The 11,590-nt window shown below is 62.3% G+C and carries 13 protein-coding genes; 8 read left to right on the top strand and 5 right to left on the bottom strand.

Annotated elements, in window-relative coordinates:
- Positions 1-85 precede the first annotated feature (85 nt).
- From ACN50D_RS16100 to ACN50D_RS16085, 4 genes are all read left to right on the top strand, one after another.
- Positions 86-592, top strand: a complete 507-nt coding sequence (locus tag ACN50D_RS16100; RefSeq protein WP_003941483.1) for a helix-turn-helix domain-containing protein — start codon at positions 86-88, stop codon at positions 590-592.
- Positions 585-1,412: a heparin-binding hemagglutinin gene (locus ACN50D_RS16095; RefSeq protein ID WP_003941552.1), complete on the top strand. Its 828-nt coding sequence runs from the start codon at positions 585-587 to the stop codon at positions 1,410-1,412. The genes ACN50D_RS16100 and ACN50D_RS16095 overlap by 8 nt, the downstream gene beginning before the upstream one ends.
- A 95-nt stretch (positions 1,413-1,507) precedes the next feature.
- Positions 1,508-1,804, top strand: coding sequence for a DUF2516 family protein (locus ACN50D_RS16090; protein ID WP_003941505.1), 297 nt, complete (start codon positions 1,508-1,510; stop codon positions 1,802-1,804).
- A 168-nt stretch (positions 1,805-1,972) separates the two neighbouring features.
- Positions 1,973-3,004, top strand: a complete 1,032-nt coding sequence (locus tag ACN50D_RS16085; protein WP_021333908.1) for an alpha/beta fold hydrolase — start codon at positions 1,973-1,975, stop codon at positions 3,002-3,004.
- On the opposite strand, the gene ACN50D_RS16080 is transcribed toward ACN50D_RS16085, so the two are convergent.
- From ACN50D_RS16080 to ACN50D_RS16070, 3 genes are read right to left on the bottom strand one after another with little or no spacing between them, the layout of a single operon-like run.
- Positions 3,001-3,798, bottom strand: a complete 798-nt coding sequence (locus ACN50D_RS16080) for a carbon-nitrogen hydrolase family protein (RefSeq protein ID WP_003941519.1) — start codon at positions 3,796-3,798, stop codon at positions 3,001-3,003. The genes ACN50D_RS16085 and ACN50D_RS16080 overlap by 4 nt on opposite strands.
- Positions 3,786-5,150, bottom strand: coding sequence for an MFS transporter (locus ACN50D_RS16075; protein WP_003941494.1), 1,365 nt, complete (start codon positions 5,148-5,150; stop codon positions 3,786-3,788). The genes ACN50D_RS16080 and ACN50D_RS16075 overlap by 13 nt, the downstream gene beginning before the upstream one ends.
- A complete protein-coding gene (locus tag ACN50D_RS16070) occupies positions 5,147-5,899 on the bottom strand; it encodes an HpcH/HpaI aldolase family protein (RefSeq protein ID WP_003941499.1) in 753 nt (250 codons plus the stop codon). The genes ACN50D_RS16075 and ACN50D_RS16070 overlap by 4 nt, the downstream gene beginning before the upstream one ends.
- Positions 5,900-6,073: 174 nt before the next feature.
- On the opposite strand from ACN50D_RS16070, the gene ACN50D_RS16065 reads away from it, so the two are divergent.
- Entirely contained in the window at positions 6,074-6,751 is a 678-nt protein-coding gene (locus tag ACN50D_RS16065; RefSeq protein WP_050793986.1) for a GntR family transcriptional regulator, read from the top strand.
- On the opposite strand, the gene purU is transcribed toward ACN50D_RS16065, so the two are convergent.
- Complete coding sequence (purU, locus tag ACN50D_RS16060; protein ID WP_003941509.1) at positions 6,748-7,635, bottom strand: formyltetrahydrofolate deformylase; 888 nt, start codon at positions 7,633-7,635, stop codon at positions 6,748-6,750. The two genes, ACN50D_RS16065 and purU, sit on opposite strands and share 4 nt — an antisense overlap.
- Positions 7,636-7,699: 64 nt before the next feature.
- On the opposite strand from purU, the gene deoC reads away from it, so the two are divergent.
- A complete protein-coding gene (deoC, locus tag ACN50D_RS16055) occupies positions 7,700-8,365 on the top strand; it encodes a deoxyribose-phosphate aldolase (protein WP_047268935.1) in 666 nt (221 codons plus the stop codon).
- On the opposite strand, the gene ACN50D_RS16050 is transcribed toward deoC, so the two are convergent.
- Complete coding sequence (locus tag ACN50D_RS16050; RefSeq protein WP_007735358.1) at positions 8,362-9,132, bottom strand: DUF2993 domain-containing protein; 771 nt, start codon at positions 9,130-9,132, stop codon at positions 8,362-8,364. The two genes, deoC and ACN50D_RS16050, sit on opposite strands and share 4 nt — an antisense overlap.
- A gap of 127 nt (positions 9,133-9,259) precedes the next feature.
- On the opposite strand from ACN50D_RS16050, the gene ACN50D_RS16045 reads away from it, so the two are divergent.
- Both ACN50D_RS16045 and ACN50D_RS16040 read left to right on the top strand, forming a co-directional pair.
- The gene (locus tag ACN50D_RS16045; RefSeq protein WP_003941523.1) at positions 9,260-9,838 is read left to right on the top strand and encodes a type IV toxin-antitoxin system AbiEi family antitoxin domain-containing protein; all 579 of its coding nucleotides are present in this window, start codon (positions 9,260-9,262) and stop codon (positions 9,836-9,838) included.
- Between the two features lie 310 nt (positions 9,839-10,148).
- Complete coding sequence (locus tag ACN50D_RS16040; protein ID WP_249343201.1) at positions 10,149-11,579, top strand: Ig-like domain-containing protein; 1,431 nt, start codon at positions 10,149-10,151, stop codon at positions 11,577-11,579.
- The last annotated feature ends 11 nt before the right edge of the window (positions 11,580-11,590 follow it).

The following is an 11,590-nucleotide window of genomic DNA, read 5'->3' as shown; positions in this document are numbered from 1 at the left end:
TCCACCACGAGTGCTAGCAGTAGTGCTTGCAATAGTTAGCACCCTCTCCTATCCTGGGAAATGTCCACTGGAAAGGGAGGACGCAATGCCAGCGAAGTCGACGAACTCCGATGACGGAGATCGTGAATCATCCGGTGCCGCAGCCGGAGCAAGCGACTTGGCAGCTCGCGTCGTCAGCTCTGCGGCACACGACATCGGGGGGTTCATTCGTGCACAGCGGGAAGCCGCCCAAGTTTCGATGCGCCAACTCGCTCAACTCGCCGGCGTCAGCAATCCGTATCTGAGTCAGATCGAACGCGGATTGCGCAAACCGTCGGCGGACGTACTGGCGCAAATCGCCAAGGGCCTTCGAGTCTCATCAGAAGTGCTGTACGTCCAAGCGGGATATCTCGAGCAACGCCCGCACAGTCCCATCAGGGACGCGGTGTTGGCCGAGACGGCCATCAACGAACGGCAGAAGCAAGTACTGCTCGAAATCTACGACTCGTTCTGTCGCGAGAACGAGTCGTCAAGACCAGCCGCAGCGCCCGATTTCGCTGAATCGGCCGCAATTCCAGACACCGAGACTTCACTAGGAGAACAAGATGACTGACAAGAACGCCATCGACAGCGTCAAGACCTCGCTCTACGCCGCCGTCGGCGCAGGCGACCTGGTTGTCCAGGCCGTGGCCGATGTAGTTGCTCAGGTTCGTGAGCGCGCCGAGAACACCCAGGGCGATGTCAACGGCCGTGTCGACGGTGCTCGCGAGAAGCTCGCTTCCGTCCAGGGTGACGTTGCCGAGAGCGTCGATGCGCTGCGCGAGCGTCTCGCCGGCCTGCCGTCCGAGCTGCCCGAAGAGCTCGCCGAGCTGCGCGAGAAGTTCTCACCCGAGGAACTCCGCAAGGTCGCCGAGGCATACCTCAAGGTTGCCGGAGATCTGTACAACTCCCTCGCAGAACGTGGCGAAGACGCAGTCGAGCGCATCCGCAAGCAGCCCGCAGTCGAAGAAGGCATCGCTGCTGCAGAGTCGGCACTCGGCGACGCCGTCGAGCTGACCGAAGACGCACTCGGAACCGTTGCTCGTCAGACGCGCGCCGTAGGCGAGCAGGCTGCCAAGCTGGCCGGCCGCGCTGCCGGACGCATCTCCGACACCGCAGAAGAGGTCGGCGAGAAGATCTCTGACGCCGGTGAGAAGATCGCCGACGCAGGCGACGAGGCTGCACTGAAGGTCCTCGACCTCGGTGACCAGGCTGACGAGGCTTCCAAGGAAGCTGCCGCTCGCGTGACCGCTGCTGCTTCCGACGTCCAGGAGCGCGCGACCACCGCCGCGAAGAAGGCCGCTCCGGCCAAGGCTGCACCCGCCAAGGCTGCTCCCGCCAAGGCCACCGCGCCGGCTCCGGCCAAGAAGGCTGCTCCGGCCAAGAAGGCCTGATTTGCCCAGCTCCACCTGACGAAGGCTCCCTCACTCAGCCGAGTGTGGGAGCCTTCGTGTTCGTCGGGAACCGGATGAGAACTTAGGATGTAGTTGTGACTCAAGTCGATGGGCTAGTCGGTCTGATCTTTCTCGCACTCAAAGTGCTCGCATTGGTGGGTGCTGTCTACGCGATCGTTCATGCCGTCAGGCAGCGTCCTGACGCTTTCACCGCGGTCAACAAATTGACCAAGCCGATCTGGCTGGGAATTCTGATCGTCGCGGCGTTGATTCTCTTGGCGACGTCCCCTGTCGGGCTCCTGGGCATCATCGCGGTCGTTGCAGTGTGCGTGTATCTCGTCGACGTTCGCCCGCGGGTGGACGACATTCAGCACGGCGGTTCTCGCTGGTAGTTTGCCGTACTCCCGCTCATTCCGAGCCGTGGTTCCCGGCTCATGGTGTGCTGCCCCACTCTTCTCTCCAACGCTGACAACGGGCGTTGTTCGAGTGATAGTGTCGGTTAACGGCAGTCACACATAGATTGCATCCGTCTGTCGTCAGCAGCAGTCAGGGGTAAATGCATGTCCAGTCGTTCGCGCACCACAGAGCTTCGAGTACTGGCAGGCGCCGTCGGAGTGGGAGCACTCGTCGCGGCCGTCGCTGGGATCCGTCATCGGCGATCCACGCGTGGGTTGACTCTTTCGAGCGACGTCGAGCCCAATGCACTCCTGAAGACTCCGACGCTCAAAGCTGACATCAGCGAACTGACCACCGACGACGGTGCGATCATCAATGTCCGGGCTTACGGTCCCGTCGACGGCGATCCGATCGTTCTCAGTCACGGCTGGACGTGCTCCACCGAATTCTGGTACCCGCAGGTCAATGCGCTTGCCGGCGAATATCGCGTCATCACCTACGATCAGCGCGGTCACGGCCGCAGCACCGTCGGCAATCTTCCGCTCGGCCCGGACGTCCTTGCCGACGATCTCTCTGCAGTGCTGGCGGCCACGGTTCGCGAGGACAAGAAGGCCGTCATCGTCGGTCACAGCATGGGCGGGATGAGCATCATCGCCTGGGCAGGTCGTCACCCCGACGAGGTCAAGAAGTACGCGTCGGCGGTCATGCTCGCGAGCACCGCGAGCGAAAGGTTGATCGCCGAGACCACGGTCATCCCACTGCCCAATCGTTTCCCTCGCGTGCCGGTCCCCGTGGGCCGCGCCATCCTCAGTTCGCCCGTTCCGTTCGTCTCCTCGGGCGCCATGACGAAGGCGATCCAGTACGTCTCGATGTCACCGAACGCGACCAAGGCCGAGATTCAGTTCTGCGAGAACATCGTTCGTGAGTGCAAGCCCCGCATCCGTGGAGGTTGGGGAGCAGCGCTGAGCACCCTCGACATTCACGAGGGACTCGACAATCTCGAAGTGCCGACCACCGTGCTCGTCGGTTCGCTCGATCGGCTCACTCCGCCGGTCCATGCGCGCAAGCTTGCGCAAGTCCTCGACGACGCCGGCAACCTCGAACGGTTGATCGTGTTGCCGGGCGTCGGTCACATGTCGTCGATCGAGAACATCGACGAGTTCGACAAGGAAATCGTGCGACTGCGCAATCTCTAGCGCGCGGTGACTCCGAATCTGCGTAGTTCGAGAGCCGGATTCTTCATCCGAACCTCCGCGATTCGTTCGAGGGAGACGGTTGCAGTCGCCATACCCACGCGTTCTCCCAGAGATGCGACGATGACGCCCATCGGATCCACAATCATGCTCGCGCCTGATCCCGCCGGTGCGCATTGGTCGGCCGCCGCGACGTAGATCGTGTTCTCGATCGCGCGGGCGCGGACGAGAGTTGTCCAGTGATCTTCCTTCAACGGGCCGGGCACCCACTCTGCCGGGAGGAGGAGAACGTCGGCGCCTGCATCGACGATCCGTCGTGTCGTTTCCGGGAAGCGAAGGTCGTAGCAAGTCTGAAGACCGAACCGGACGTCTTCCACGACAAAGGTTTCGGGGTCGTGAATCTCACCGGCACGGACGACGTCCGATTCCTTGTAACCGAAAGCGTCGTACAGGTGCAGCTTTCGGTAGATCGCAACGACACCGAGTTTCGGGGCCAGGGCGACCAAGGTGTTCGAGATCTTGTCGGAGCCCGTAACTGCCTCGTTGATCCCGGCGACTATGTGAATGCCGAGAGTTGTTGCGAGGTCTGCCAGCGCTGAGACGAATTCGCCGTCGAGCGACTCGGCGGTCAAGACGAAACGTGAGTCCATGCTCGGAGCCGTGAACATCGCGTACTCGGGAGCGACCACGATGCGAGCACCGGATTCCGCCGCTTCGCTTGCCAGTTTCGTGAGTTGCTCGAGATTCGACTGCTTGTCGAGTCCTGGAGCGTACTGTGCGATTGCTACGTCGACCATGTGGTTGTGCCTTTCTGGGCTTGGGGCGCCGGCATTCTCTCGATCTTGCCGAGCACCACGGTGTAACAGAAGATTCCGCCGATGAGTACCGCACCGGTCGCGATGAACGCGCCGGCGAACGAACCGGTGGCGTCGACCACCATGCCGGTCACGATGGGCGCCGCGATTCCGAGCAGATTCGCCACGAAATTGACGATGCCGCCGAGCGACCCGGTGTATCCCTCCGGCGCGATGAGCGCCACGATGGACGAACCTGCGGGGACCGACACTGCCAGTCCTGCGGCTCCGATCGAGAGGAAGATCAGGGCGACTGCGATCGATCCCGCGTATGCCGCTCCCGTGACAGCAAGTGATGCCAGGAGGCTGACCACGAGGACCGTACGGCGGACCTTGGTGACGTCACCCGTTTTGGCCAACCACCTGTCCATCAGGATGCCGGCGATGAGGAACTGTGCGATCACGGCGACGAGCCACGGGATCATCGTGTAGATGCCGCCCTTGAGGAGGTTGACCCCGAAACTCTTCTCCAAGTAGGCGGGGAGCCAGGTCAAGAGCACGTAGTAGGCGTACGTATAGGACGCGTACCCGAGTGCGAGTCCCCAAGTCTTGCGTCGCCGCAGGAGGTAGCCCAAACCATTGAGCGAACCGCTGGTTTCTGCGTCCTCGTCTTCGGCGCCGCCCTCGCGGATGTAGTCGAACTCCGCTTGGCTCAGCCGACCTTTCGCCAGTGCCTCTTTGGGCGTCAGATACAGCAGCCACCAAATCGCGAGGTAGGCCACGGAGAGGATGCCGGTGAAGATGAAGGCCGCGTGCCAGCTGAACGTCGTGACCAAGAACGCCATGATCGGGATGCCGATCACGTTCGAGATCTTGGCGCACCCGTCGAAGATGGAAGTCGCGGTCCCGCGCTCCTGCTTCGGGAACCATTGGCCGATTGCTTTCCAGCCGGCCGGGACAGTAGGCGCTTCGCCGACACCGAGGACGAGTCGGGCGACCAGGAGCATTCCCAGTCCACCTGCCGCAGCGGAGGCGAACGACGCCACGGCCCAGAGAAACGCGGCAGCTCGATTGACCCACCGCACGCCGATGCGGTCGATGAACGAACCGATCGGCATCTGGAGCATGGCGTACGTCCACAGGAACGCGGACGAGACCATTCCCATTTGCGAAGCGCTGATGTCGAAGTCGCGCATGATCTCCGGTGCGGCAATGGAGAGGTTCACGCGGTCGATGTAGTTGACGAACATGCCGACGCCGAGAACTCCGGCGATACCCCAACGGGCACGGCCGATCTTCGGCGGGACGGCCGCCTTTATCGGTGACGAGCCGGGTTCCGAGGTTTGTGTTGTCATCGAGACTCCCGAATCCGAGTGATCTGATCGAGCGGTCCGGCAAAGCCGGCAGCGAGGGCACCGTGCTGCATGATCAACGCCATCTGATCAGCGCCGTGTCGGACGGCAAATTCTTTCTCTTCCACGCTCCACGCCGGCAGTACCCACGGCTTGCCTGCTTCGGCTGCCGCTGCGGCAACGATAGCGAGGTCGGCAAAATCGCCCTCGTTACGTGTGTATGCACCGCGTTCTCGGCGCAGCGAAAGATCAGACGGGCCCACGAAGACGCCGTCGACGGTGTCCAGTGCCAGGATGTCTGCGATGTTCTCGATTGCTCCGGCGTCCTCGATCATCGGGTAGCAACGGGTGAAGGTGTCCTGGCGACGGACCCAGTCGTCGGTGAAACCGCCGTAGTTGGTCGTGCGCCCGCCGGCGAAACTACGGTCGCCTAGCGGTGGGAATTTGGCGAACGCAGTGACTTCCTTTGCATGGGAAGCATTTTCGATGTGCGGAATGACAACGGCAGTGGCGCCGAAGTCGAGAGCCTGCTGAATGGGTCCGCGCTCGGGTCCCAGTACTTTCGCGAGAACCTCCATTTCCAGGCCGCGAAGGAAGGGGATGAATCGCTCGAGGTCGGCAAGGTCGAACGACCCGTGTTCGATGTCGAGGATCGCCGCGCCGTAGCCGAGCCCACGCGCAATTTCTGCTGCGGCAAAGCTTGGATCGGACAGCCAGATCGCGTGACGGCGGTCGGCGGGAGTGCTGAACATGCTGGTGGGCTCCTTGGCAGTAGGGATTTTACGACTGATCTGATCGGTGTGACGACCCGCACAGCTGTCGTATACGTCATGTATACACAGTGAATACTTGGTGTGTCCAGAGTCGGTATGATGAATTTGTTACAAGTTCGTCAACCCGGCGGACGCCAGTGCGAAGGGATTGTGATGTCGACACCGGCAACTGCCGACCCGTCAGCCGCCCAGGGGCCGGCACGCGACCGTGTCTACGTCTGGTTGCGGGACGAGATCATTCGTGGATCGATCGAGGGCGGCCGATTCCTGGACGAGCTGTGGGTCTCCGGAACCATGGGAGTGTCCCGAACACCGGTCAGAGAGGCATTCCATCGGCTCGCCGCCGAAAAGTTCATCACCCTCCTGCCGCGCAAGGGTGCGCAGGTACGAACGGTGACGGCCCGAGAGCTCGAAGAGGTCTACCAGAGCCGGCAACTGATCGAGGGTCACGCGGTGACTGTGCTGTGTGCCCGAGGCTTCGGCGCACCGACGTCGATGATCGAGCTGATCGAACCGATGGAAGCAGCAGGGCGCGAACGTGATTGGTTCGAGGTTTCCGGTCTCGACCGGCAGTTCCATCTTGCGATGGTCAGAGCTGCTCAGAACTCGGTACTGACCGAACTCTACGAGTCGCTGCGGTCACGGCAGCAGAGAGTTGCGGTGCGCGCACTCAACGTGGGACCGCACCGCCTCGACACGATCAATGCCCAGCACCGCGCCTTGGTTGCGGCGCTGGACGAATCCGATGCAGACAAGGCTCTCGAAATTCTGGCCGCACATCTCCGGCCGGTACCGGAGGTCCTTGCCCTCTTGCCCGCTGATCAGCCTTAGCTGAAGACGACCGTCTTGCGCCCGTGGACCAGCACACGATCCTCGAGGTGCCAGCGCAGTCCGCGGGAGAGCACGAGCTTTTCGATGTCTCGACCCTGACGGACCATGTCGGCGACATCGTCGGCGTGGTCCACACGGATCACGTCCTGCTCGATGATCGGACCGGCATCGAGTTCGGCGGTCACGTAGTGGCAGGTGGCGCCGATCAACTTCACGCCGCGGGCGAACGCCTGGTGATAGGGGCGGGCACCGATGAACGACGGCAAGAAGCTGTGGTGAATGTTGATCGCGCGCCCGGCCCAGTGCTCGCACAGTGATTCGGGCAGCACCTGCATGAATCGGGCAAGAACCACGGCGTCGGGATTGTGAGCGTCGACCAGGGCGCGGACCTTCTCGAAGGACGGTCCCCGTTCTGCCGGGTCCTTGGCGAACGGAACATGGTGGAAGTCGATCCCGTGGCGCTCGGTGACACTGCGCAGATCTTCGTGGTTTCCGATGACGGCGCTGATTTCTGCGGGGAGTTCCCCGCCCGCGGCGCGGCCAAGGAGGTCATGCAAGCAGTGACCTTCCTTGCTCACGAGCAACACGATCTTCTTGGGTGCGCCGGAGTCGTGAAGAGTCCACTCGGTTTCCGGACCGATCTCGGCCGCAACAGCTTTGAACCGTTCACGAAGCTCGTCGATGCTCATGCTCACCGACGATGCACGGACCGCCTGACGCGTGAAGAACCATCCGGTGTCGGCATCGGCGTGGTATGCGGCCTCCACGATCCATCCACCGACGTCGGTGAGAAAGGTCGAGATGCGTGCGACGATGCCCGTGGTGTCGGGGCAGCCGAGGGACAGAACATAGCGACGATCATCGATCGATGGTGCAGCGGTCATGCGGCCTAGTCTCTCAGGTGCGGCTGCAGCGACGGTCGCGTGGTGGTGTGCCAAGCTTTCCAACATGTCTGAAGCTGCACTCACTCGTTCCCAGGTTGCCGCGATGGTGGACCACACTCTCCTCAAACCCGAAGCCACCGCGGCCGATGTGACCGCCCTGATCGACGAAGCACGCAGCCTCGGTGTGCTGGCTGTCTGCGTCTCGCCGTCGATGTTGCCGATTCGCGCCGAGGGACTTGTGACGGCGGCCGTCGTCGGATTCCCGTCGGGGAAGCATCATTCGCTGGTCAAGGGTGCTGAAGCGCGACTGGCCGTCGATCAAGGCGCAGCCGAGATCGACATGGTCATCGACGTAGGAGCGGCGGTCGCCGGCGACTACAGCGCGGTGTTGGCCGATATCCTCACCGTCCGCGAGGCGATGGGGGAGAGTGCGATCCTCAAAGTGATCCTCGAAACCGCAGCGCTGTCCGACGAGGCCATCGTCGAATGTTGCCGCGCAGCTGTGCGTGCCGGGGCGAACTTCGTCAAGACCTCCACCGGCTTCCACCCCGCGGGTGGAGCGACGGTCGAGGCCGTCGCACTGATGGCGCAGACGGTCGGCCCGGGCGTGGGAGTCAAGGCCAGTGGCGGAATACGTACGACGCAGGCAGCGCTCGACATGATCGCGGCCGGCGCCACCCGCCTCGGACTATCCGGAAGTCGAGCAGTATTGGACGGTCTGGCCGACTAGGTCAGCAGGCCGCAGCTGTCCGGAACCGCCGAGGTGTTCTGGTTGTTCGCGTCGGCGACGGGCATGGCGTAAGCGCCGCCCTCCAACGAGATCTGGATAGCGTCGTCGGTGACGGTCAGCTTCGTGGGCTTCATGTCCAGCGGGTAGGTCTGCAGGCTGTCGGTGAGTGTCTGGACGATGCCGTCGACCAGATCGGTCGGCAGACCCAATCCGAGAATCTCGGCGCCGACGGTCTGGACGTCGACCACACCGTTGGTGACGGTGGGCTTGACCGTGAGCTTCGCGAGCCCGACCGGACCGACGTCGAACGCGAGTGTTCCGGCGCTCGAGTCGGCGGTGACGCCGGAGACGAGCCCGCCGAAGGTCTGCTCCTGCAAGGTGGCGAGAATGCCTGCGGTAGACCAGGTGACGTCGGCGCTGGAGCTGCCGATGGTGCCGCTGTTGCCCGCCGAGGGCTGCAAGTTGATGTCGTTCACCTTCGCGTGAACCTGCATCCCCGTTGCGGGGCCGAACGAAGAGTCGTCGCTGTCGATGCTGATGTACGGCACCTTCTTGTCGACTGCCTGCAGGAGTACGGGCTTCCAGCTCAACCCGACGTCGACCTGGGATCCCAGTTCGCTCTGGAACTGATCGGCCATGCAGGTCTTCACCTGGTTGCGTACGTACAGTTCTCCACCGACGAGCGCCGCGACGAGTACGGCGATCACCACGAGAAGGATGATGAGCACTCGGTTGCGCGGACGAGGGTTGTTCGCTGCGACAGTCATTCGCCAGATTCTTCCCGACGAGTCTGAACGAACTCTGTGAATACGCACTTCCTCATTCCTGTGATGCGCGACACACTCGCCCGTAGTCTGTTCGAAACGGCGTTTTCGACGGTCACCGGAGGTGGTCATGGCTTCGGACTACGAATCACTCGAGCTGCTGGCGCTGCGACAGTGCGGATTTGTCACGGCTCTCCAGGCATCCGAACTGGGTTTCGGTCTGGCGTTGATGGAAGAAATGACGGAATCCGGAACATGGACATGTGAGTGCCGCGGGCTTTTTCGCCTCGAACGCGTCAGACATACCGCCTTGGACGAGTTCGCGAAGTGGTGCACGTGGTTCGCCGGTAGCGCCACCGTCTCGCACTACAGTGCCGCAGATCTGCATGGCCTCGGGCACCTGCAACCTCGCTTCATTCACCTCTCCGTTGCGCACCCTCTCGCGGCGCCGACCCGCCAGGTAGCACTGCACCGACTGCCGCTCGCGGACGACGAGTGTGAACAGATCGGGCCCATCCGCATCACCACGCCTTTGCGTACCGTGCACGACCTCGCTTCCGGTGGAATTTCTCAAGTCCTGCTCAACGAAGTAGTCGCCGATGCGGTCGCGATAGGTCGACTGGACGCGCACGAGCTGTATCTCTCGTGTGAGAACGCGAGCGTCGACGTTGCTGTTCGGGTCGAGTTGGCTCTGGCCGCAAGCCTGTAGCCGAGAGAGATCTTCGAGGCTCCTGCGACCTTCTGGCATCACGCCCGAAATCGAATATGACGCCGATATCAGAGATTTGTAAATCGCTATTTTCGGGCGACTGTTTTGTCTTTAGCGCAGGTAAGAACGCATCCAGATGTGCGGTTCGGGACGTTCAGCCCACTGTTACTGCCGTTCGGCGATGTCGCCGATGAACTAAATCGGCGAAAAGCGTAGTTACTTTACAGTCAATGGGATAACGTCACGGCATCGAAAGCAGACGGACGCTTGTCCTGGACGCCTGTCTGCCCCGTTGTCGAGAGGGATCTGGATGTCCGTGAGTGGTGTTCGTCGTGTTGTCGGTGGGTTGAGTGTTTTTGCCGTTTCTGCGGGTTTCGCGGTGGTTGCGGGTGTCGGGGTTGCTGGTGCGGCTCCGGTGACGGCGGAGTTCAATTCCGATGGGTACAAGGTGACTCGGACGATCAGTAATGGCACGCCGGCTGAGGGTGATGTGATCACGTCGAAGACGGTGTTCAAGCGAACTGCCGCGGTTCACAATCTGTATGCGGTGCGCGATTTTCATCCGGCGTGTATGACGTATGTCGATGGTTCGGCGACGGTGAACGGTAGTGCGTTCCGTGTCAACGAGGTGGCTACTGATTCTGTTCGTTTGAGTGCGGGTGCTACGGAATGGCCGATGTGGGGCGGTGACGTCAAGACGTTCGAATTCCAGTATCGCGTCGGTGCGGATTGTGCTCGTGGTACTGATTTGTCGACGACGGTGCATTTCGACGGGACGGTGTTCGTTGACGACACGACGAATGGTCGTGGTCCGTCGATCAACGTTCAGAAGAACGTGTCGACGACCACCGTGTCACCGGTCAGTGGCGCTCAGGTGGGGCAGCCGGTGACGTTGAGTGCGACGGTGACCGGTGGTGCCGACGGTGATTCGGTGGAGTTCTTCGACGCCGGTTCCAAGATCGGTGCGGGCGCGCTCGCCAATGGTGTTGCAACACTTGCCTGGACACCGACCACCCGTGGAGACCACTCGATCACAGCGAAGTTCGCCGACACGGCGCGTGCCGTCGGTTCCGCTTCGGCAGCGCTGATCGTGAACGTTTCGCAGGCCGATGCTCAGTCCAGTACGACGCTGGCGCCGATCTCGGGCGCGCAGGTCGGCAAGTCGACCAATCTCAAAGCGACTGTGTCCGCGTCGGGCACCGGTGGAACGGTCACGTTCAAGGTCGGCGGAACGGTGCTCGCTTCGGTGCCGGTGGCAGGCAACGGTGAAGCGACCTATGCCTGGGTTCCGACGGTCGCCGGTGCACAGACGGTGGAAGCCGTATTCGCCGGTCGATCCGGTGTCACCGGGTCGAGTACCACCGCGAATGTGACAGTCGCCGAACAACCCGCCGGAACAACAAGCTCCACAACAGATCTCAGCGTAGTAGCGGGCCAGGTCGGCGTTGCCCAGACGATCTCCGCTCAAATCAGCCCCGCCAATGCGGGTGGCACAGTCACCTTCAAGGACGGCGAGACCGTCATCGGCACGGCCACGGTCGATTCATCCGGAAAGGCCAGCCTTTCGTGGAAGCCCGCAACTCAAGGGCAGCGAGTCGTCGCGGCGGAGTACTCGGGCGCCGGCACGGTGACGGCATCGTCCGATCAGGTCTCCGTCCAGATCGCCGCACCCGTCGACGGTGAAGAACCAGGCAACGGCACCGGTTCGCTCGGCAGCCTCGGCAACATCTTCGGCTCCTAGCCGCCGACACC

This window comes from Rhodococcus sp. SB1D (assembly GCF_048573875.1).
Lineage (GTDB): Bacteria > Actinomycetota > Actinomycetes > Mycobacteriales > Mycobacteriaceae > Rhodococcus_F > Rhodococcus_F qingshengii.
Note: the sequence above shows the minus strand (reverse complement) of the source record. Positions and strands in the feature narration are given on the sequence as shown.

What these genes read in the sequence shown, in the direction of transcription:
- ACN50D_RS16100 (WP_003941483.1), top strand. Translation starts at nt 86, where the DNA reads ATGCCAGCGAAGTCGACGAACTCCGATGACGGAGATCGTGAATCATCC.
- ACN50D_RS16095 (WP_003941552.1), top strand. Translation starts at nt 585, where the DNA reads ATGACTGACAAGAACGCCATCGACAGCGTCAAGACCTCGCTCTACGCC.
- ACN50D_RS16085 (WP_021333908.1), top strand. Translation starts at nt 1,973, where the DNA reads ATGTCCAGTCGTTCGCGCACCACAGAGCTTCGAGTACTGGCAGGCGCC.
- ACN50D_RS16080 (WP_003941519.1), bottom strand. Translation starts at nt 3,798, where the DNA reads ATGGTCGACGTAGCAATCGCACAGTACGCTCCAGGACTCGACAAGCAG.
- ACN50D_RS16075 (WP_003941494.1), bottom strand. Translation starts at nt 5,150, where the DNA reads ATGACAACACAAACCTCGGAACCCGGCTCGTCACCGATAAAGGCGGCC.
- ACN50D_RS16070 (WP_003941499.1), bottom strand. Translation starts at nt 5,899, where the DNA reads ATGTTCAGCACTCCCGCCGACCGCCGTCACGCGATCTGGCTGTCCGAT.
- ACN50D_RS16065 (WP_050793986.1), top strand. Translation starts at nt 6,074, where the DNA reads ATGTCGACACCGGCAACTGCCGACCCGTCAGCCGCCCAGGGGCCGGCA.
- purU (WP_003941509.1), bottom strand. Translation starts at nt 7,635, where the DNA reads ATGACCGCTGCACCATCGATCGATGATCGTCGCTATGTTCTGTCCCTC.
- deoC (WP_047268935.1), top strand. Translation starts at nt 7,700, where the DNA reads ATGTCTGAAGCTGCACTCACTCGTTCCCAGGTTGCCGCGATGGTGGAC.
- ACN50D_RS16050 (WP_007735358.1), bottom strand. Translation starts at nt 9,132, where the DNA reads ATGACTGTCGCAGCGAACAACCCTCGTCCGCGCAACCGAGTGCTCATC.
- ACN50D_RS16045 (WP_003941523.1), top strand. Translation starts at nt 9,260, where the DNA reads ATGGCTTCGGACTACGAATCACTCGAGCTGCTGGCGCTGCGACAGTGC.
- ACN50D_RS16040 (WP_249343201.1), top strand. Translation starts at nt 10,149, where the DNA reads ATGTCCGTGAGTGGTGTTCGTCGTGTTGTCGGTGGGTTGAGTGTTTTT.